14 protein-coding genes are annotated in these 20,503 nt (G+C 68.1%); 3 read left to right on the top strand and 11 right to left on the bottom strand.

Going from position 1 to position 20,503, the window contains the following annotated elements:
• Positions 1 to 21 precede the first annotated feature (21 nt).
• The gene (locus tag DB31_RS51325; protein ID WP_276203661.1) at positions 22 to 1,590 is read right to left on the bottom strand and encodes a J domain-containing protein; all 1,569 of its coding nucleotides are present in this window, start codon (positions 1,588 to 1,590) and stop codon (positions 22 to 24) included.
• Between the two features lie 323 nt (positions 1,591 to 1,913).
• Complete coding sequence (locus DB31_RS29990) at positions 1,914 to 3,515, bottom strand: Hsp70 family protein (protein WP_044194037.1); 1,602 nt, start codon at positions 3,513 to 3,515, stop codon at positions 1,914 to 1,916.
• A gap of 229 nt (positions 3,516 to 3,744) precedes the next feature.
• On the opposite strand from DB31_RS29990, the gene DB31_RS29995 reads away from it, so the two are divergent.
• On the top strand, positions 3,745 to 4,578 hold the full coding sequence (locus tag DB31_RS29995) for a class II glutamine amidotransferase (protein WP_044193761.1): 834 nt from the start codon (positions 3,745 to 3,747) through the stop codon (positions 4,576 to 4,578).
• A gap of 32 nt (positions 4,579 to 4,610) precedes the next feature.
• On the opposite strand, the gene DB31_RS30000 is transcribed toward DB31_RS29995, so the two are convergent.
• The 8 genes from DB31_RS30000 to DB31_RS30035 form a co-directional block, all read right to left on the bottom strand.
• The gene (locus DB31_RS30000; protein WP_063769280.1) at positions 4,611 to 6,647 is read right to left on the bottom strand and encodes a PAS domain-containing hybrid sensor histidine kinase/response regulator; all 2,037 of its coding nucleotides are present in this window, start codon (positions 6,645 to 6,647) and stop codon (positions 4,611 to 4,613) included.
• A gap of 91 nt (positions 6,648 to 6,738) precedes the next feature.
• Positions 6,739 to 10,389, bottom strand: coding sequence for a bifunctional serine/threonine-protein kinase/formylglycine-generating enzyme family protein (locus DB31_RS30005; RefSeq protein WP_083968832.1), 3,651 nt, complete (start codon positions 10,387 to 10,389; stop codon positions 6,739 to 6,741).
• Positions 10,390 to 10,436: 47 nt separating this feature from the next.
• On the bottom strand, positions 10,437 to 10,898 hold the full coding sequence (locus DB31_RS30010) for a response regulator (RefSeq protein ID WP_083968834.1): 462 nt from the start codon (positions 10,896 to 10,898) through the stop codon (positions 10,437 to 10,439).
• Positions 10,899 to 11,003: 105 nt separating this feature from the next.
• Positions 11,004 to 12,017 (bottom strand): ADYC domain-containing protein, encoded by a 1,014-nt coding sequence (locus DB31_RS30015; RefSeq protein ID WP_052420352.1) that lies wholly within the window; start codon positions 12,015 to 12,017, stop codon positions 11,004 to 11,006.
• Between the two features lie 131 nt (positions 12,018 to 12,148).
• A complete protein-coding gene (locus DB31_RS30020) occupies positions 12,149 to 12,844 on the bottom strand; it encodes a hypothetical protein (RefSeq protein WP_044193764.1) in 696 nt (231 codons plus the stop codon).
• A gap of 18 nt (positions 12,845 to 12,862) precedes the next feature.
• Positions 12,863 to 16,033 (bottom strand): TonB-dependent receptor, encoded by a 3,171-nt coding sequence (locus DB31_RS30025; protein WP_052420353.1) that lies wholly within the window; start codon positions 16,031 to 16,033, stop codon positions 12,863 to 12,865.
• Positions 16,034 to 16,189: 156 nt separating this feature from the next.
• Positions 16,190 to 16,915: a myxosortase MrtX gene (gene mrtX / locus DB31_RS30030; RefSeq protein WP_044193766.1), complete on the bottom strand. Its 726-nt coding sequence runs from the start codon at positions 16,913 to 16,915 to the stop codon at positions 16,190 to 16,192.
• Entirely contained in the window at positions 16,912 to 17,514 is a 603-nt protein-coding gene (locus DB31_RS30035; protein ID WP_044193768.1) for an MXAN_2756 family trypsin-like serine endoprotease, read from the bottom strand. Before DB31_RS30035 ends, mrtX begins: the two co-directional genes overlap by 4 nt.
• A 262-nt stretch (positions 17,515 to 17,776) precedes the next feature.
• Between DB31_RS30035 and DB31_RS49155 the strand changes: the two genes are divergently transcribed.
• Complete coding sequence (locus tag DB31_RS49155) at positions 17,777 to 18,199, top strand: hypothetical protein (protein WP_157232235.1); 423 nt, start codon at positions 17,777 to 17,779, stop codon at positions 18,197 to 18,199.
• On the opposite strand, the gene polX is transcribed toward DB31_RS49155, so the two are convergent.
• The gene (polX, locus tag DB31_RS30045; RefSeq protein ID WP_044193770.1) at positions 18,196 to 19,944 is read right to left on the bottom strand and encodes a DNA polymerase/3'-5' exonuclease PolX; all 1,749 of its coding nucleotides are present in this window, start codon (positions 19,942 to 19,944) and stop codon (positions 18,196 to 18,198) included. The two genes, DB31_RS49155 and polX, sit on opposite strands and share 4 nt — an antisense overlap.
• A 130-nt stretch (positions 19,945 to 20,074) precedes the next feature.
• On the opposite strand from polX, the gene DB31_RS30050 reads away from it, so the two are divergent.
• On the top strand, positions 20,075 to 20,389 hold the full coding sequence (locus tag DB31_RS30050) for a Rieske (2Fe-2S) protein (protein ID WP_044193771.1): 315 nt from the start codon (positions 20,075 to 20,077) through the stop codon (positions 20,387 to 20,389).
• The last annotated feature ends 114 nt before the right edge of the window (positions 20,390 to 20,503 follow it).

Here is a 20,503-nt window from a genome sequence, read left to right on the forward strand (position 1 = left end):
CCTCCTACCATCTGCTGCGCCTTACTTGATTTTGAACGCCTCGCCCTTGGACTTGGACTCGTCGTTCAGCTTCTTCTGCACCTCGGCGAGCTTCTCCTTATAGAGCGCGTTGGACGACTCGTAGGTGACCGCCATCTTCAGGTTGCGCTCGGCGCTGGCCAGACGGCCCGCCTCCAGATCGTCGATGCCACGCTTGAAGAACTCTCGGCCCTTGGGGGTCGTGCCGATCTGCTCGGCCTGCTCCTTCTTCGCCGCCGCCTTCGACTCGGCCTCGGAGGTCTCGGTGAAGCGCAGCTTCTGAGCCCGCTCCGGCCCCGTCACGTCCGCCACGTACCTGCGGCGCTTCGTGTCGTCGCGCAGCACGTAGTAGGCCTCGGTGACGCGCTTGTAGAGCTCGTTCACCTGATCCTTCAGCTCCTTGTTCTCGAGCTGGTAGAAGCGATCCGGGTGGAAGGCGCGGCTCTCGCGGTAGAACGCCTTCTTGATGTCCGCCGGTGTGGCGTCCTTCGGGAGCTGCAGCACCTCGAAGTAGTCGCTCTGATCGAGTTGCGCGCAGCGGGCGGCGAGCTCGGCCATCTGTGCCTCATCGAGCGAGCCCTTGGCTGTAGCGGCCGGCGGCGGCGGCGGTGGCGTGGCGGGCGGCGGAGGAAGCCGGGCTGCGGCGGGTGCCACCGGCGGCACCACCGGCGCGATACCCGGAGCCACTGGGTCCCGGTCCGGAGGAGGAGGCGGCGGCGGCCGAGCCCCTACCGGAGGAACCACGGGCGCTACGCCCGGAACTGGACGTGCCGCAGCTGGCTGCACGGTGGGAATGCCCGAGCGCGACGGAGGCCGCTGTCCCGGGGCGGGAGGCGGCACCACAGCGGGCCGGGGGCCCGTCGCCGAGGTCGCCACCGCTGGCAGCGAGGTCGTGGGCTTCTCTCCCGGTCGGTAGGGAGGAGGCGTGGACACCGGAGGCGGAGGCGGAGTCTGGCCCACGGCGATCACCGGCGGAGGACGCGGCGCACCGGCCGCCGGAACAGGACGTCCCGCTGGAGGCTGTCCAGGAGCAGGTGGGCGCACTGGCGTGCCCTTGGGGGGCGTGCCCGCGGCTGCGGCAGGTGGAGGCGGAGGCACCGCGGAAGGCGGACCGGGAGGAACGGGCGCCGGAGTCGTGTCGCTCCGAGTGACGGAGATCGGCACGATGCCCGGGAGGGTGGGCCGGTACGCGGGAGCCGCCGGGGAGTTTGGAGTCGGCTCTCTCAGCGAGACACCCGGGCCAGGCTGGGGCGTGACGGAGATAGGGGTGATGCCCTGAATCGTGGGGCGGTTGGCCACGGCGGGCGCAGGCCGAGGCGCCGCGACCCCTGGCGAGCCCGGTCGAGGCGCCGCCACTCCCGGCGAGCCCGGCACGGTGGGCGTCGTGACCGACGGGTACGCGTCATAAGGAAGCGGGGGCATGCCTGGAACCGTGGGCCGCTCCGAGGGCGGCACGGCCCCTTGCACGGTGGCGATGCCCGGAACCGTGGGGCGCTCGCCCACGGGAACCGGAGCGGGAGGAGGCCCTACCACGGGAACCGGTGTGGCGGGTGAGAGCAGGCGAGCCGGCATCTGCGGTGCAGCGGGGCGCGGCGCCGCAGTGGGAACCGGCGGAGTGCTCGGCACAGGCGGCGGGGGCGGAGTCCCCGGAGCCACGGGGCGCTGCGAAGCACCCACGGCGGGGATCGGCTGGGCGACGGGCACAGTGCTCGCGGGGCGCGGGGCACCCGGAGCGGCTCCTGGAGACGCCGCGCGAGGCGGGACACCCGGAGCAGTGGGAGCCCGGGGCGCACCTGGGGCCGCCGGGCGCGCGGGGGCGGGGCCGGGAGGGGGGCCGGGGGGCTTACCGCTGGGGTCGGGGGGCTGGGACATCGTCAGAGCCTGTCAGAGGCCTCTCAGGCCACGGAGGGAAGGTCGGTGTTGTGGCCCGCGAGCTGGATCTGCCGCGTGGCCTCCATGGACCGCTGGATGTCGTCCTCGGACATGCCCGAGGACAGCGTCAGCGTGGTCGTCGTCTTCTGGCCGGTCTCCGTGTCACAGGCGGACACGTTCACCAGGCCGTTGGTGTCGATCTCGAACGTCACTTCGATCTTCACCTCGCCGCGGTAGCCGATGCGGAAGCCCGAGAACTCGAACTCGCCCAGCAGCTCGCACTCGTCGGCGCGGTTGGACTCGCCTTGGTACACGCGGATCTTCACCTTCTCCTGCCCGTCACGGCTGGTGGTGAAGGTCTTCGAGCGGTCGATCGGCACCGGCGTGTTCTTGTCGATGATCTTCTCGGTGTAGCCGCCCACGGTGCCAAGCCGCAACGTCAGCGGCGTCACGTCCACCAGGAACGTCTCCGCCCCAGCGTCCAGCAGCGCGTGCGCCTGGAGGCATGCCCCCAGCGCCACCACCTGGTCCGGGTTGATGCCCTCCATGGGCTCCCGCTGGAAGTAGTGCTTCACGGAGTTGCGGATGATGGGCAGGCGCGTGGGGCCGCCCACCAGAATCACCGCGTCGATGTCCGAGGCCGTCAGCCGGGCGCTCTGCAGCGCCTCGTCGCACACCTTGAAGGTGCGCTGCACCAGGTCCATCACCATGCGGTTGAACTGGTCCTGGGTGAGATGCTGCTTCAGGTTCAGCACCTTGCCGTTGGCGTCCTGGCAGATGCCCTCGCAGAGCACGTCCGCCACGCCGTACTGGCCCACGTCGATCTTCGCCTTCTCCGCCGCGTCCTTCAGCATCTGCAGGCAGTACTTGTTCTGCCGCAGATCCAGCCGCGTCTTGGCCAGGAAGTCCTCGGCCAGCCACGTCATGATGCGGTCGTCGAAGTCATCGCCGCCCAGGTACGTATCGCCCGCGGTGGAGAGCACCTCGAACACGTCCTTGCCGATCTCCAGGATGGACACGTCGAACGTACCGCCGCCCAGATCGTAGACCACCACGCGCTGGTTCACGTCCCGGCCGAAGCCGTAGGCGAGCGCCGCCGCGGTGGGCTCATTGAGGATGCGCAGCACCTCGAGCCCCGCCACGCGGCCCGCGTCCTTGGTGGCCTGGCGCTGGTTGTCGTTGAAGTAAGCCGGCACCGTGACGACGGCCTTGGTCACCTCGCGCCCCAGGTACGTCTCCGCGACGGCCTTCATCTCCTTGAGCACCAGCGCGGAGATCTCCGGCAGCGAGTACGTGCTGCCGCGCACCTCGATGCGCACCGAGTTGTGATCGCCCTCGACGATGTTGTACGGCATCACCGCCTGGGCCTTCTTCACCTCGTCCGAGAAGAAGTAGCGGCCAATGAGCCGCTTGGCGGAGTACACCGTCGCCTCGGGCGCTTGGATGATGTTCTTCTTGGCCGCATTGCCCACCAGCACCGAGCCGTCTTCCAGGAACGAGACGCACGAGGCATGGCTGGTCTCGCCCCACTCATTGGGGATGACCCCCGGCTGTCCGTCCTGGACCACCGCCACGCACGAGTACGAGGTGCCCAGGTCGATGCCGATTGCAATCTCGTCCGACATTCCGTCTCCGGTGAAGTTCTGCACGGGTACTTCGGGACTCTTGCAGTCCTTTAAAGCGCGGGGATGTTCGCACCTGGGTGCGGGCGTGTCAAACCTTCCGTCTCTCTAAATCCGAACCATTTCAAGGGCTTAGCGGGGGGAGAGGGGCCTGGGGAGCGTGGGTTGAGCGGGGGGGCTGGCGTCACTATTTAACTGCTGAGCCACACGCTTCATCCGGAGGTTTTGTTCCATGTCGGTCGTCCTGGCGGTGCTCTCCTCGGATCCCAACCTGCTGAAGTGCGAGCTGGCGCGGCTGGAGGGTCAGGTTCTCCTCCAGGCGGAGCCCCGGGCCAACGCCGTGGGTGTGGGAACGTACGCGGACGGTGAGGTGCTGTTGCGCCGGTTGTCGAGCGACGCGGGGCTGTCGGTGAGCTCGCTGGCTCCCCCGCACGAGTCGGCGGCGCTCGTGTTTCACGGGGGCAAGCTGCCGGTGGGACTGTCGCTCGAGGACAACACCCAGCCGTTCCGGTCCAGGGCGTGGCTGTTCGCCCACCAGGGCGCGCTGCAGGGCTTCGATTGGCTGAGGACTTCGCTGCTGGAGCCGCTGCCCGAGTTTCTCCAGTGGCAGGTGAAGGGCTCCACAGAGGGCGAGGTGGCGTTCGCGCACTTCCTCAAGCACCTGCGGGATCTGGGGCGCATGGAGGATCCGCGGCTGGAGGCGGAGGTGGCAGGCCACTGGCTGAGGGAGACGGCGCGGGAACTGGAGCGTGCGGCGGCCCAGGGCGGGGCGGCGCGAACCTCCACGCTGAACTTCGTGGCCACCAATGGGCGGATCCTCGTGGCGACGCGCTCGGGCGAGGCGCCTCTCTATTACACGCGGCTGGAGGGCACGGATCACTGCGAGGTGTGCGGCATCACCTCGACGACGCCGGAGACACATCCCAAGGTGATCGCGCACCGGCGCCACCGGGCGGTGGTGGTGGCCAGCCATGTGAAGCGCACCCAGGGATGGGTGGAGCTGACTCAAGGCACGGTGCTGGCGGTAAGCGAAGATCTCCAGGTCCGCCACCTTCCCGCGATCTGAGCGGACGCCCTCCGGGGCCGCGGCGCGCGCATTCAGGGGTGCTGCACGGGCTGGGGCCTGGCCAGGGGCTCGCTCACGGGGGGGAGGCACGCGGAGACGGTCCGCACCTCTTCCTTCAACGCCGCGATGAGGGCATCCAACTCTTGGTGGATTGCGTGGACAGCGGCGTGGCTCCGATCCGGAGTCCACGTTCCGTTTGTCAGGAGAGAGCGGCCCTTCTGGAGCGCCGCCCACAGCGCGTGAGTCTGCAGCAACTCCAGCGTCATCTTCATCCGGTGGGCGTGGAACTCGAACGCCTCGGCGTCCCGCTCCTCCAGGGCTTGCTGGAAGTCGTGCTTGCACTGCTCGGTGTTGCCGAGGGCCAGGGTGCTGAGCTCCAACAGGCCCTGGGTGTCTCCCTCGGCCATGGCACGGAACTTCTCGAAGCTGAACCGCGGCGGGGGGAGGGCCTCGTCCACCGCGGCCGTGGGCGGCTCTCGCTTCTCTTCGGGAAGGGGCTTCGGGGAGGGCGGCGGCGCGGGCAGGGTGACGTACTGGGCGATCTTCGCGAAGAGCTCATCCGGCTTGAAGGGCTTGCCCACGTAGTCCGTGAAGCCGGCCAGATCCACGCGCTCCTCCAGGCCCGGCCGGGCCGAGGCCGTCAGCGCCAGGATGGGCAGCCGCCGGAAGCGCTCGTCCGGGAGGTTCCGCAGGGTATAGGTGGCCTCGTAGCCGGAGAGCACGGGCATCTGCAGGTCCATCAGCACCAGTTCATAGGTGCGCTGCTGGAGCTTCTCGAGGGCCTGATGCCCGTTCTCCACCACCTCGAAGTCGATGCCCCACTTGCGCAGGAACTGGGAGACGACGAAGACGTTGACGGAGTTGTCCTCGGCCACCAGCACCCGGACGCCGCGGAGAATCTGCGAGTCCGAGAGGTACTCGGCGGGGCCGGTGGACTCCTCCTCGCCCTGGGCGCGCTTCAGGCGCAGGGGGAAGGAGAACGTGGTGCCTCGGCCCAGCTCGCTCTCCACCTTCATGGTGCTGCCGTACATCTCCAGCAGCTTCTGGCAGATGGTGAGGCCCAGGCCCGTGCCGCCGTACTTCAGGTTGATGTCGTAGCTGGCCTGGGAGAACTCCTCGAAGACGTGCGCCAGGCGGTCCGGGGCAATGCCGATGCCCGTGTCGCTGACGTGGAAGTCCACGGAGATGGCCTCCGGGGTGGCCTCGCGCACCCGCGCCGCCAGCGTGACGGAGCCCTCCTCGGTGAACTTGATGGCATTGCCCAGCAGGTTGGTGAGGATCTGCCCCAGCTTGACGGGATCTCCCATCAACCAGGCGGGCACCTGCTCGTCAATCTCCACCCGCACGGCCAGGCCCTTCTCCTCGGCCTTCACGTTGAGCCCGTGGAAGATGCCGTAGATGAGCTGGCGGACGTTGAAGCGCTTCTCCTCCAGAGAGACCTTGCCCGCCTCGATCTTGCTGAAGTCCAGGATGTTGTTGAGCAGGTTGAGCAGGTTCTCGGACGAGGTCTGCAGGATCTGCAAGTACTTGTGCTGCTGCGATGAGAGCGCCGTCTGCCCCAGCAGGTTCGACAGCCCGATGATGGCGTTCATCGGGGTGCGGATCTCGTGGCTCATCATGGAGAGGAAGTCCGCCTTGGCCTTGGCGGCCTCCTCGGCCTTCTTTCGCGCCAGTACCAGCTCCCGCTCGTACGTCTTCCGGTCCGAGATGTTGAAGACGGTGGTGCGGTGCAGGAGCACCTTGCCGGCCTCGTCCTTCTTCTGGACCGTGTTGGCCAGCACCGGCAGCGGGCGTCCGCTCTTGCTCACCAGCTCGAAGTTGATCTCCTCGACGGCGCCCTGCATCTGCAAGAGGGGTGCGTAGTGCGTCTCGTGGAAGATCTTCGCCCCCACCGCCAGCAGATCCTGGAAGCGCTTACCACCCAGCAGCTCCTCGCGTGAGTAGCCCGTCCACTTCAGGAACGTCTGGTTGACCTTGACGATGGTTCCGTTCGGCAGTGTGGAGATGTAGCCACAGGGCGCGTGCTCATAGAGCTCCTCAGCGCTTTCTTCGAGGGCTTGGATTTCCACGGGAAGCTCGAATTGGGATGGTTTCGACCACAGTAGATCTTGAAAGCACAGCGGCAACGTGGACTCCGGTTCACTGTGGGGAAGGAAACGCTCACTCCGGAAGGCTGGCGCACAGCCGCATGCCCACGGTGAGGTCTCGGAAGGAGGCCTCCGGGGCCTCGCGGTTGGTGGCGCGGCAGGTGGCGGCGCTGAAGTAGTAGCTGCTCCCCCGTGCCACCGGCTGGCCAGGGTTGAGGACAGAGCCGGTCCACTCCCACACGTTGCCGGCCATGTCTTCGAGGCCAAAGGGACTGGCGGAGGCTGGGTGACTGCCCACTTCGTCTGGACCGAAGGAGAGCGGCTCCTTGCCGTAGGTTTGATCGAAGTTGGCCTCGTTGGGCAGCAGCCGGTCCCCATGGGGGTACTCCCGTCCGTCGGCACCGCGGGCGGCGCGCTCCCACTCCAGCTCCGTGCAGAGCCGTGCCCCGGGCACTCGGCCCGTGGAGGCCAGCCACGCCGCATAAGCCTGGGCGTCCCCGTAGCGGATCCCCACCACCGGCAGCCGCTCCCACTCCACCTCCGCGCGGACGGTGCGGCCCGGGTAGCGCAGGCGCTCGCCTTGGCGCGCTTCGAGTCGCTGGGTGGTGGGCTGCAGGGCGAGCACCCAGCGTCCACTCGCCTCGCGGCTCAGGGACAGTGAGCCATACAGGCCCGTGCTGCCCGCGCGGGGCAGGTGCTCCTCCTGGAGCTTCGGAGGCAGCGACTCCAGGAAGGCCAGGTACTCCGCCCACGTCACCTCGTAGCGGCCGATGAAGTAGCCCTTTGTCTCCACCGGGTGCTGAGGGGCGGCGTTGAAGAACTGACGGACGCTCTCGTCCGCCGTGCTCCCGAAGAGGAAGCGGCCGGGGGGCACGTAGACAAAGCCTGAGGGAGTGCGGGTGGGGGGAGGCTGCAGGTTCACTTGACGGTGTTCCCCGCGCCCCAGCATCACCGGCAAACGCACCTCAGCCCCATCGGTCGGGTGCATCGTGAGCAGGTATGAGCCCGCGGACAGGCTCAGCGTCTCGTTCTCCGCGCCGTTCGGTACGTCCTCCAGTGCCAGGGAGCCCTCGTGCGAGGGAACATACCGCTGCACACGCAGGAGTGACTCTGGGGGCTTCGTCACCTGGAGCCGCGCCGGAGCTGTCCACCGTGCCCAGCGCTCCCCTTCCGTGTCTACCAACTGAAGCCGGCTGGCGAGCACATCGCGCAAGCTCTTCTGCCCCATCGCTTCCGCTCGCCCCGCGCGTGTCAGCAGGGCATCCGACAGCAGCCCCCGTACCTCCGGGTGTCCGGGTGCCAGGGCCAGTGCGCGTTCGAGGGCCTCGCCCTGCTTGGCCTGGTGCAGGTCTGTCTCGGAGGCATGCTGACGTGCCTCGGCCCACGCTGCCTCGGCTTCTGGCAGGCGGCCCGTGTCGAAGGCCTGGAAGGCTTCATTCGCGGCCCGTTCCTGCGCTTCCGCGGCATGGGTTGCCTTGGCCAGGTGCTCGCGTGCCACCGTCAGCTCGGCGGTCGCGGCCCGTTCGCGCTCCATCGCCCCGCGCAGTTGCACCAGACCCGCGGCGGCCAGCAGCGAGACGAGGAAGGCCGCTCCCACCGCTTGCCGCCGCCGCCGTCGCCGCCGCAGCTCCTGGCGCGACGCCTCCAAGAAGCGCCGCTCTCGCTCCGGCAGCTCCTCGGGCTCCAGCGCCTGGGCCTCCTGCAGCGCTCGCTCTCCCCACAGCACCTCGGCGGAGTTTGCGGTCCGCTCCCACTCGCGCGCGCCCGCCTCCAGCCTCAGCCGGACCTCGCGCGTCTCTCCCTCTTCCGCCAGCCAGCGCGCCAGGGTGGCCCACCCGTGCAGCAGCGCCTCGTGGGCCACCTCATAGGTGCTGCCCTCCGCGGCCTCGCGCGCCGTCACCAACCGGCCACGGACCAGCGCCTCCAGTGCGGCGCGGTAGCGCGTGTCATCTCCGCACAGCTCGTCGGCACTGCGCCGGGCGCGCGTTCCCTCGTTCGTCACCAGCCGCAGCAACAGGGAGCGGGCGGCGCGCTGCTGTTCGGCGGGCAGGGCCTCCACGACTCCGTCGGCATGCCGGGCCAGTGCGCCCGACACGCCTCCGAGCACCTCCAGCGCCGAGGCGGGGATGACCGCGTGCTCCCGGGAGCGGCCCTCCCAGAGCTGCGCCAGCGCGAACTGCAGCAGCGGCAGCCCACCGTGGGCCGACACGGTCGCGTCCACGAGGGTCTTCACCAGCGCCTCGGACTCGAAGCGGAAGCCCTTGACGCGGGCCGGTCCAATCACGGCCTCGCGGACCTCGGTGGGACCGAGCGGAGGCACCAGATGGATCGCTCTGCCCACCTGGGGTCCCAGCCCAGGCAGGCCCGCGAGGCGGGTGAGGAAGTCGCTGCGGGCCGTGGCCACCAGCCTGACCCCGGGCAGCCCCTGGGCCAGAGGTGCGAGGGCCTGGGCGAACGAGGACGCCTCCTCCGGCACGCTCAGCGTGACGAGCTCCTCCAGCTGATCCACGTAGAGCGCCAGGCCCGCAGCGCTGCCCAGCGCCCCGCGAATCCGACGGGCAAGCGCCTCGGGCTCCGCCACCCACTGGGCCACCAAGGTCTCGGCGGACTCGCCCCATCTGGGAGCCAGCACCCGCGCAAGAGCGCTGAGCGGCCGCCGTCCCGGCACCATCCGCCGCGTCTCCCACCGTCGCCCATCTCCCAGGGCTCCCTCGTCGATCGAGGGCAGTACCCCCGCCGCGCACAGCGAGGACTTGCCCACCCCCGAATCTCCGGTGAGCAGGACGAAGCCGTCGGAGCTCAGCCGCTCCAGCACCGTGCGCGCCTCCCGAGCGCGTCCGAAGAAGACGGAGCGGTGCTCGGCCTCGAAGGCGCTCAGGCCCCGGTAGGGGTTGCCCTCGGGAACGGGCAGACGCGCCTCGGCGGAGCCCACCTGCTCCAGCGCGTCCAGCAGCTCCTCGGCGGAGGCATAGCGCGAGAGCGGATCCCGCCGCAGGCAGCGCTCCACCACGGACGCCAGCGCCGCATCCAGGCCCGGCGCGGCCTCTCGCAGGGGCGGGGTCTCCTCGCGCTGCACCGTCTGAGGCAGGGCGGCGAAAGGCACATGCCGGAAGGGGGCTCGTCCGCAGCACAGCTCATACAGGACGGCTCCCAGCGAGTAGATGTCCGCGCGGGCCGTGGACTCTTCAGTGCCCCAGGCCTCGGGGGCCATGTAATAGGGCGTTCCCACCGGAGAGAGGGGAATCGAGCCGTCAGAGTCGGGCGGCTTCAGTTGCAGCTCGGAGGCGGGGGCCAGGTGGTTCTCGAGCAGCTTGGCCAGGCCGAAGTCCAGCAGCTTCGCTTGCCCAGGCTCGGTGATGATGATGTTGCCGGGCTTGAGGTCGCGGTGCAGCACGCCCCGGCGGTGAGCGGCGGCCAGGCCGCGTGCCAGGTCGCGTCCCACTTGCAGCGCCCGCTCCCAGGGCACGGGCTTCTTCACCCGATCCAGGCTGACGCCCGGGGTGTACTCGGTGACGAGGTAGGCGTAGCCCTCTACCTGCCCCACGCGGTAGAGGGTGACGACGTGAGGGTGCTGGACACGGGCGGCGGCACGCGCCTCGTTGAGGAAGCGGGCCAGCCCTGCCTGGTCCCCCGCAGGGAGGAACTTCACGGCGACCGCACGCTCGAGCAGCGTGTCGTGCGCCAGGAATACCTGCCCGGTGCTGCCACGGCCCAGGGGACGCACCAGCCGGTATTCGTCGAACCGCTCGGGCGGCTTCCAGGAGGAGGGAGTCAGCCCACCTCTCCCAGTCGCGAAGAGGGGCCCTTGAGCAGATCGAGGATCCGCTGCTCCACATCCTGAAGCGGGCAAGGCTTGGCGGCGAAGTCATCCGCGCCGGCCTCTTGCGCCCGGGCCTTGTGGGTCGGCGTGGCGTGGCCCGTGAGGGCGAGGATGGGAATGCCGCGGGTGTGAGGATCCATCTTGAGCTCCCGGATGGCGTCCCAGCCGCTCAGGACGGGGAGCGACAGGTCCATCAGGATGACGTCCGGGGAGGACTCCCGTACGCACTCCAGGGCCTGGGCGCCGTTCTCGGCGGTCAGCACCTCGAACCCCTGCAGGGAGAGGTACGTCGCATACAGCTCGCGGTTGTCCTCATAGTCCTCGACGACGAGGATGCGCCGTGCGTGAGCTGCGCCCGTGGACGAGGTGCCAGCCAGCGGAGAAGAGGCGGGAGCGGAAGGGAGTTCAGCCATGACGGAACGAGATTTTAGCCTCGGGGGCAGAGAAGAGAGTCCCTGGAGGGGTCTCCGGTTTGTGTCACAGCCAACACTTTGCCGGGCTCGCGCATGCCTGGCTGCCTACGGGGTGAGGCCTGCGGTCGGCGTCTCGTTGACGAGCCGGATGCCCAGGGTCTGTGAGGACAGGTTGGTGCCGCAGAAGAGCTCCACACGGGTGTCGTAGCAGGGGATGCCCGCGTGCGAGCGGTTCAGCGGGTAGAAGCACCGCGCGCCGTTCTCGTCCCAGGCCGCCTCGAAGATCCAGTTCTCGGTGTCCTGCTGAAGCCCCAGAGGATCATACAGGTTCACCCGGTTGCCGTTCTGCGTGTAGGTCGAGCCGTCGCCGCAGTAGTCCGCGCGGAGCAGCCGCGTGCACGCCTGGTGGTACGGGGCCAGCGACTCCCCGTTGTGCGTCACCCAGGGGCGGTAGCCCAAGTTGATGCACTTCACGATCGCGCCTCCGCCACACGCGAAGGTGAAGCGGGTGGGTTCGTCGAAGTGGGCGCCGCCCGTGGGCACACCGCTGCGGTAGTCGTAGACGCCCTTCACCGGGTACGCCCAGACTGCGGTGCCGGTGTAGTCGCGGCAGATGGGGTGCCAGTTCCCCCCATCATCCCGGTACTCGACCCAGTACTCGGTCAGGTCTTGGTTGGGCTCCGCGGCCTGCCGCATGGCAGCGATGCGCAGCGTCGCCCGGCGGCCGTCTCCCAGGTGCCCGAAGAACCGGGCCCCCCAGAAGTCGTAGCCCGAGTAGATGGCCGGGCCCCTCTTCGCCTTGAACTGAGTCCCCTCGATGCGCAGCCAATCGAGGTCCGATCTCCCGTCCACGCTCGCGAAATCGTAGTCCACGTGGACCAGGAACCCGGAGAGATCATTCCCGTTGAGGCTGCCACCGTTGAGGCTGCCACCGTTGAGGCTGCCGCCGTTGAGGCTGCCACCGTTGAGGCTGCCGCCGTTCTCGATGCGCATCGCGGCGCGCGCGGTCTGCAGGTCCACCGAGGAGGGGAGAAATCCGGCCTCCTCGGCATCGTCTTCGTTCACCGGTGAACACGCGCTGAGTGCAAGGCAGGCCAGCGTCGCGACAAGCCGATTCATGGGGGTAGGGCTCCTGGGGAACATCTGAAATGGGGAGCCCAAACTGTTCACGAGCGAGCGTGCGCGCAAGCCCTGGGGTCCCGCCTCGTGTTCGCGGGCGGAAAGCTCCAGGGCCTCGAGGCTGCGGCGACCTACGGCTGGAGAATGAGCGACGGCGGATCACCCCTGAGCACACACAGGTTGGTGCTCTCGTCGCACGTGGTGGGGAAGGCCGGATCAATGGAGAGGCCCGCCCGGGGCTGCTGGCAGATGGCCGGGTCACGCTCGATCTGGCCGTTCACGGTGCGCTCGCACTTGAGCGCGGGGAACATGCCCACCGCCACGTACTGGGCGGTGCAGTCGTTCTCCGTGTACGTCAGGTCGGCGATCCACTGCGTGCCGGGGATGGCGGCGGAGCCCTGCACGCGCACGTTGCTGAACTCGTAGCGGATGTCTGTCGTCGTCCCGTCCGTCTGCGGCACGCGCTGGCGGGCCTCGGACATGCTGGGCACCACGCAGAGCTCCTTCTCGCTCGGGTACTCGGTGGTGAAGTCTCCGGCCGCGTTGATGGGGTTGGCCGTGTCCTTGCCCTCGTTGGCAGCCAAGGGACCCGGCCGGAAGTCCAGCGTGGGAGGCAGGCCCGAGCCCGGCGTGCGGAAGATCTGCGCGCCGATCTTCTCGGCCCGCTTGGTGGCGCAGGCGCCGGTGCCCCGGACGAGCGTGTAGCGCACGGCGTGCTCGCCGCGTCCAATGGTGCACTGGGGCAGGGGCTGCTCGGCGTTGCAGGCGCCGAGCAGCGTCATGCACCCCAGGGAGAGGATCCAGCGGAAGGCGGATGAGTTCGTCATGGTGAGGAGAGCTCCGCTTTAGAAGGAGAGGCGCGCGCCGAAGCGGATGCTGCGGGGCGACTGGTAGGCGGTGGGCTTGCCGAAGTTGGGGTTGACGACGACAGTGCGATCGGTGCCGCGGGCCTTCAGGTTCGCCAGGTCCGTCGTGGTGCCGCCGATGATGGCGTCCACCGTCTCCGAGGTGTAGCGCTGGTCCACGGCGGTGGCGGCCTGGAAGTTGAACAGGTTGAAGACGTCCATGCTGACGCTGGCCACCATGTCCCCGCTCAGCCGGTAGTTGGCGGACAGGCGCGTGTCGATGTTGTGCACGAAGGGCAGCCGGCCGCCCGAACCGCGCGGGAGGATGAAGGTGAACTCCGGGCCGTAGATGTAGTGAGCGCCGGTGACGTTGATGGGCGCGCCCGAGGTGCCCCGGTAGGACAGACCCAGGTTGAGGCCAATCTTCGCGGTGAGGGGGAACTCCTTGGCGCCGTAGAGCTTCACCGAGTGCGTGTGGTCCAAGAGCAGCAGGCCCATCTTGTTCTCCGTGAGGGAGATCAAGTCAAAGTCCGAGGTGACGTTGGGGGCCAGCTGGAGGTTCTCCGGGCGGAAGAGGCCGGAGTAGTTCCCGTAGAGGCGGGACCAGGTGTAGCTGGCCTGCACCAGCCACAGGTCCGAGAAGGCCTTGTTGAAGGCCAGCGTCACCGCGTCGTAGTTGCGCACCGGCTTGGGGAACTCGGAGGCGATGCCTCGGCCCGGGTTTCCGATGAAGTAGTTGGTGGCCTCGTTGCGGGACATGTCTTCGATGACGGCGTTCATGTCGCGGTGCGTGTAGGACAGGCCCACGGTGGCGCTCGGGAAGATCTCGTAGTCACCGCCCACCACCCACTCGTCCGAGGACTGCGGCTCCAGATCCGGATCCACCGGGCTGTTGATGGCGAAGGTCTGCGCGTACTTCTTGCTGAGGATCTCCGGGCTGCCCGAGGGGATGACGTTCTTGTCATCGCGGCACTCGGTGTAGGGCGCCGCCTGGGTGAGCGGATCGCACCCGGGCGCGTCACCCTGGGCCGCGCGGCGGCGGTTGGCCTGGATGCGGGTGATGTTGGAGAACTGCGAGTTCACCATGGCCAGCACCGCGTTCTGGTAGTAGCGCGCGAAGCTGGCGTACAGCTTGGAGCGGCCCTGCTGGGTGAAGTCGTAGATGAGGCCCACGCGCGGGGAGAGCTGGTTGGGCAGCTCGAAGGCCACGTCGCCGCCGGTCCCGTACACCGTCTGCGTGTCGTAGCGGACGCCCGCGTTGAGCGTCACCTTGTCCATCACGCTCCACGAGTCCTGCAGGAAGCCGCCGAGCGCCAGGGCGCGGGTGGCGGGGTTCACCGAGTCCTGGATCCTCACGTCGTCCGGGCCGACGAGGTAGCCGAACGCGCGGAAGTCCTGGAACGTCTGGCCGTTCACGTTCTCGCGGTAGAGGACCTGGCCCGAGTAGCCGCGCACGTCCTCGTTCGTCATGATCTCGCCGTCGAAGCCGGCCTTGACGACGTGGTGGCCGCCCGCGGTGAAGAGCAGGGTGCCCACGAGGTTGGCCTGGTACCGCTCCACGGTGCGGTCCTGGAGGAAGCCAGGGCCGCCGAACAGGTACGTGGTGACGGGGCAGCGCACGGCGTTGACGGTGCCCGCCGGGTCGCACACGGAGGGATCCGGCAGCTGCTCGAAGTCATTGATGGAGTAGAAGGCGGGCAGGCTGCGGCTCGGGTTGGCGGGATCCGGGCGGCTGGAGCGCTGCATCTCGAACTGGGGCAGGAGCGACAGGCCCTGGCCGCTGCCAATGCCCGTGCCGTCCGAGGGCAGGACGGAGTCGAACTGGTGGTGCCAGCCCACGGTGGCGTCCAGGAGGATCTTCTTCTCCATGAAGGAGGAGGCCAGCTTCAGGGAGATGTCGCGCGAGTCCTGCTTGTAGCGGTGCGCGTACGCGGCGTAGTTGCCAGCGAGGTTTTCCACCTCCACGGCGTTGTCATCCACGCGGTAGCCGAAGCGGCCGTCGCCGCCAGAACTGCTGGGCGCGCCGTAGATGGACAGCGTGAGGGTGTGGTCCGCGGCGGCCTGCCACGTGAGCTTGCCGATGTACTGCACGCTGCGCTGGTCGGCGAAGTAGTTCGTCGTGGTGCCGAGGATGGGCTCGGTGCGGGAGAAGCCGTTCTCGTCGCGGATGCGGTTGCCTTCCGCGTCGAGCACAAAGGTGTTCAGGTTGCGCTCCAGCTGGCGGCGGGTGAAGGAGGGCGCCACGCCCACGTAGAACCAGAGCTTGTCAGGGATGATGGGGCCGCCCAGGTCTCCGCCGAAGTCACCCAGGTTCCACAGCTTCTGTTTGGTGGTCACGACGTTGCCCTCGCGCAGCACGGGCTCGGGAGAGCCCTCGAAGGCGCCGGGGGTGAGGTTGCTGAAGAACGAGCCTTGGAACTTGTTGGAGCCGGACTTGGTGACGGCGGTGACGACGCCGCCGGTGGAGCGGCCGAACTCGGGCATGAAGCCACCGGTGATGACGTTCACCTCCTGGATGAACTCCACGGAGATGGGCGAGCCGAGCACGCCCGTGGCCGGGTTGCCGGTGGACAGGCCGTCCACGAGGAAGCCGTTCTCCGGCGACGTGGTGCCGTTGAGGGAGATGCCGTACGCATCCGAGTTGGCGCCCGGGGCCAGCTCAGCCAGGCTCTCGAAGGAGCGCGCCGCGCTGCCCTTGGTGCCGGGGCGCACCACGGCGATGTTGCGCACCAGGTCTGTGTCCACGCTGATGCCGGTGCGGGTGGAGCCCACGTCGATGGCGGGCGGGGTGCCAGAGATCTCCAGGGTGGTCTCGAACTCATCCGGCAGGAGCTGGGCGTTGAGGCGGATGGTGCGGTTGAGACGCAGGGTGATCTCGGGGCGCTTGTAAGGCTGGAAGCCCGTCTTGTCGAAGTACAGCGTGTAGACGCCGGGGGGCAGCTGCGGCAGGCGGTAATTACCGGTGGCGTCGGTGACGGTGACCTCTTCGCCCTGGAGGACGTCGGACTTGGCGGTGACGGTCACGTCGGCGAGAGGCTGCTGGTTGCTGGCATCCGCCACGGTGCCGGTGATCACCGACGAGTTCTGCTGGGCGAGGACGGAAGGTGCCGCTAACGCCGTGCATAGCGCTACGGCCAGTCCGAGCGCCTGACTTCTCTGAAGACGGTTCACTGGGTGTGCCCCCTCGAAGCGGTGCCCAGCTACGGGGAGCGCGGGCACCAGGGTGGCGCAGCTATACCCTATTTCTCTGAATACTTGTGAGCAGTTGAATAAATGGGCGCTGGACGAGAGGGGGTCAGCCTTGCCCCATCCACTCCATTCACAGCTCTAAGGACCGCCGAAGAAGGAGACCTCGAGGAAATGGACGAAGAGGTTGCAGGCGGCGTGGAAGAGGGCGGCGCCGACGATGGTGCCGGTGCGCTCGCGCATCCAGCCGAAGAGCAGGGCGGGGAAGAAGACGGAGAGGCGCCAGGCCTGGAAGATGGCGAGATGGCCCAGGGCGAAGAGGACGGGGGTGATCCAGAAGGCGGGCCCCAGCCGGACGCCGAGCACCTTGCGGCCCTGCGGCCAGGCGTCGCGCAGGCGGGTCTGCATGTATCCCCGGTAGAAGAACTCCTCGGGGAGCGCGACGACGAAGAGCTGATCGATGACCCACTCGCCGAAGCGCGGGGGCAGCCGAGGGGAGAAGTGGCCGGGGCCGTTGTGGGGCGTGAGGAACCGTGCCAGCTCGGGAGGCAGTTGAGGCACGAGCTCCACCCAGAAATAGAAGGCGCCGAAGAAGAGCGGCCCGACGATGAGGCTCAGGAGGAGGAAGAGCTTGAGGTCCTGTCGCCAGGCGCGGAGCGAGAGGCCATAGTCGGCGAAGTCTTCGTCCCGCCACCGCATGGGGATGAGGGGCAGGTAGAGGAAGCCCACGGTGGCCACGAGCTTGGGGATGCTGGTGCCGCCGAAGAGCAGGAACGAGACGATGATGCCGAAGAAGCCGATGGCCCAGAGGATCACCACCTCCTGCACGGCTGCGGGGCGCCAGGGCTGAGCGGTGGAGGTGCTCATGGGGTTCCCGCCGAAGCGGAGGCGAGCTGGAGCTTCACGGCGGACAGGGGCAAGGCGCGGCACCCGCCGGTGCGGCGCTGGACGACGACGGCGACGAGCCGGCCCTGGGTATCGAAGAGCGGAGTGCCTGGGGCGAAGGGGATGCCCACGTCCACGAAAGGCTCCTGCTTTGAGCGCTGAGCCACGGCGGTGAAGGGCTGAGAGGGGGCCTTCTTGCCCTTGCCGCGGATGACGCCGATGAGCCACTGGCCTTCGAGACCGTCGGCACTGACCTTCACGGGCACGGAGGGGTAGGTGCCGCTGGGGGCGGCAACGACGGCGACCTTGAGGGCCGCGTTGGCGAGCACCACCGAGGCGGCGAGCCGCTGGCCCGCGAACTCCACCTCGGTGGACTCCAGGCTCACGTGGTCGACGGCGGTGAGCACCTGCCCCTCGCTGCCGACGAAGACGCCGGGGCCGGCCTTGCGAGAAGCGAGGACGCGCACGACCGAGCGCTCATGCAGCTCAACCGCCTTCTGCAGGTCCGCGCGCGTGGGGCGCTCGGCGGCAGCAGTAGCGGGAGGGAGGACAAGGAAGAGGAAGAGAAGGAGGCGAACCATCACGACGGCAGAGAGGCTAGCACCGCTCCAGGGAGTGTGCGGCTCTTTGGACGCCCGAGAGCGCATGTTACGCTGGATGGGCCAAGCAGGCCCTGCCGGTTGAGGCACCATGCGTCCTTGTCTCCATCGCGTCAGGCGCGTGACTCAGGCTGTGTGGAGCCTTGCCCTAGGACTGGCGGTGCTTCTCGGGAGCGCTTGCGCTGCTCCACGGAAAGACACACCCAACGCGGCAATAGGCCGTGTCCGCCTGGAGTTTCAAGAAGTGCATTACGACGGGGAGAAGCTGTCTGGGCGTCTCCTGATCGGTGTCGAGGAAGGCCAGCTGCGGTTGAACAGGCAGCTCATTCCAGACCTCCAAGTCGAAGTGAGAGCACCTGTAGATTGCCAGAGTGGATTGCCGGTTCGCTTTATGACTTGGGATGGATTCTCCGCACACCGAAAAGAGGATCTCCTGATCCTTGAGCAGGGTTATTGGTTCGGCAAAGAGGTTGATTTTTCGTTGTTCGATGAGCATTTGACTGGCCCCGGGCCAGAATGCCTCAAGGCAGAAGTCTGGCTTTTCTCATTCGACGGGGTTGTTGCCGCGCGTCAGGAGATCCGTGCAGAGAAGAACTCGCGGCAGCCCATGGACGCAGGTGTGCCCGATGAGTTTCCTGACGCTGGCACAAAAGTCGTGGGCTTTTAGCGCGCCCGCTGGGCCTTGAGGGCGCGGATGAACTGGTCCGCGGGCTGCGTGTTCAGGACATCGCCCTTGCGCGCCCAGCCCTTGCGTGCCGTGGCCACCGCGAAGATGAGGTGGGGCAGGTCCTCGATCTTGTGCGCATCGGCGCTCACCACGAGCTTCACCCCTCGCTGGACGGCCATGCGGACGTGCTCGGCCTTCAGGTCCAATCGCGCGGGTTTACCGTTCACCTCCATCACCACGCCGCGCTCAGCGGCCCGGTCCAGCACCGCCTCCATGCGCAGCGGGTAGGGATCACGCTCGTGGATGAGGCGCCCCGTGGGGTGTCCGATGATGTTCAGGCACGGGTTGTCCATCGCGTTGAGCAGCCGCTGCGTCATCTGCTCTTCGTTCAAACTGTGCCGCACGTGGATGGAGCCAATCACCACCTCGAGCTGCTCCAGCACACTGTCGCGGTAGTCGAGCGCCCCCGTCTCCAGGATGTCCACCTCGATGCCCTTGAGCAGCCGGAAGCCCGGGACGGCTTCGTTCACCCGGTCGATCTCCTCCCACTGGCGCTTGAGATCGTCCTCTTTGAGCCCACCCGCGTAGATGGCCGCCTGGCTGTGCTCGGTGACCGTGAGGTACTGGAGCCCCAGCGCCTTCGCGGCTCGCGCCATCTGCTCCAGCGAGTGCTTCCCGTCCGACCAGGTGCTGTGCGAGTGCACCGCCCCTCGCACGTCCTCCAGCTCGATGAGGTCCTCGGGCAGCTTCCCCGCCAGCGCGGCCTCGATCTCGCCCGTGTCCTCGCGCAGCTCGGGCGGGACGTACTGCATCCCCAGCAGCTTGTAGATGTCCGCCTCGTCCCGGATGGGCACCTTGGTGCCGTCGGAGCGGTGCACGCCCCACTCGGAGATCTTGAACCCCTGGTCCTGGCCGATCCCTCGCAGGCGCACGTGGTGGGCCTTGGAGCCCGTGAAGTGGTGCAGCGCCGTAGCGAAATCCTCGTCCGGTAGCACTCGCAGGTCTACCTGGAGGTCCCCCTCCACCATGCGCACGGAGCACTTGCTCTCGCCCTTGCCAATCAGCACGGCCACCCCGGGCGCGTTGGCCAGGGCCTCGAGCGCCGGGCTCGCCTCCGGGGCGGAGGCCAGCAGGTCCACGTCTCCCACCGTCTCGGCACGGCGCCGCACGCTGCCGGCCGGGCTGACGCGCACCACCCCAGGCACGGCCTTGAGCCGCTCCAGCAGCCCCTCCACTGTGGGGAGTACGTCTCCCAGCAGCTTGCGCTTGCCCTGGGCGCGCTGGTGCAGGGCGATGCCCTCCAGGATCTTCGCCTCGCTCTTGGCTCCGAACCCCTTGATCCCCCGGACGCGGCCGTCGCGGCAGGCCTGCTCCAGCTCGGCCACGGAGCCCACGCCCAGCTCTTTCCAGAGGGCCATGGCCTTCTTGGGGCCCATGTCCGGCAGCTGGAGGATTTCGAGCAGCCCCGAGGGGAAGGCGGCCTTGAGCTCCTCGTGGAAGCCGAGCTTGCCCGTGGTCACCAGCTCGCTGATCTTCTCGGCGAGCCCCTGGCCGATCCCTGGCAGCTCTTGCAGGCGGCCTTCCCGTACCAGGGCGCCCAGGTCCTGGGTCAGCCCGAGCAGGCGGTCGGCGGCGGTGTCATAGGCCCGTACCTTGAAGGCGTTCTCGCCCTTGAGCTGGAGCAAGAGGGAGATCTCCCGGAGGACCTTGGCGACGGCGTTCTTGTCGAGCGGGGACGGGTTCACGTGATTGAACTTAATCCGGGTGAAGCGAGCGCGCAGGCGTGCGTGGATGAGGCTCGCGGAGGCAGGCGGGCCAGGGTAGAAGGGCGCTCGCTGGGGGGCAACCTGTCGTTTTAGAGGAAGACTCAGGCCGATGAAGATCAAGCTCGGACCGGCGGACTTCGCCGAGAAGGAGATGCGGGGCTACGAGGTAGGCAACCGCAACGTGTGCATCGCCAAGATCAATGGGCGCTACAAGGGGCTCGATGACTGGTGCAACCACGCGGGGTGCTTGCTGTCGGGCGGACGCATCGAGGACAACCTGGTCATTTGTCCCTGTCACGAGGTCGGCTTCGACCTGGACTCCGGGAAGAACGAGACCTCTCCGGGCATCGCCGACGACCAGACGGTGGTGAAGGTGGATGTGGAGAACGGGCAGATCGTCATCGAAGACCCCACGGGGAAGTAACCGGCAGCGCAGCCGCGAGGACCGCCATGGCACACGAGGGACACGACCACGACGATGATCATGGCCACGGTCATGATCACGGGCACGAGCACGAGCACCACAAGCACCACCATC

It is taken from the genome of Hyalangium minutum (genome assembly GCF_000737315.1).
GTDB lineage: Bacteria > Myxococcota > Myxococcia > Myxococcales > Myxococcaceae > Hyalangium > Hyalangium minutum.

Bases quoted from the DNA above. Each gene is read 5' to 3' on its own strand.
- DB31_RS30010 (WP_083968834.1), bottom strand. From the start codon at position 10,898: ATGGCTGAACTCCCTTCCGCTCCCGCCTCTTCTCCGCTGGCTGGCACC.
- DB31_RS29990 (WP_044194037.1), bottom strand. From the start codon at position 3,515: ATGTCGGACGAGATTGCAATCGGCATCGACCTGGGCACCTCGTACTCG.
- DB31_RS30050 (WP_044193771.1), top strand. From the start codon at position 20,075: ATGAAGATCAAGCTCGGACCGGCGGACTTCGCCGAGAAGGAGATGCGG.
- DB31_RS51325 (WP_276203661.1), bottom strand. From the start codon at position 1,590: ATGCCGGCTCGCCTGCTCTCACCCGCCACACCGGTTCCCGTGGTAGGG.
- DB31_RS29995 (WP_044193761.1), top strand. From the start codon at position 3,745: ATGTCGGTCGTCCTGGCGGTGCTCTCCTCGGATCCCAACCTGCTGAAG.
- DB31_RS30020 (WP_044193764.1), bottom strand. From the start codon at position 12,844: ATGACGAACTCATCCGCCTTCCGCTGGATCCTCTCCCTGGGGTGCATG.
- DB31_RS30015 (WP_052420352.1), bottom strand. From the start codon at position 12,017: ATGAATCGGCTTGTCGCGACGCTGGCCTGCCTTGCACTCAGCGCGTGT.
- DB31_RS30035 (WP_044193768.1), bottom strand. From the start codon at position 17,514: ATGGTTCGCCTCCTTCTCTTCCTCTTCCTTGTCCTCCCTCCCGCTACT.
- mrtX (WP_044193766.1), bottom strand. From the start codon at position 16,915: ATGAGCACCTCCACCGCTCAGCCCTGGCGCCCCGCAGCCGTGCAGGAG.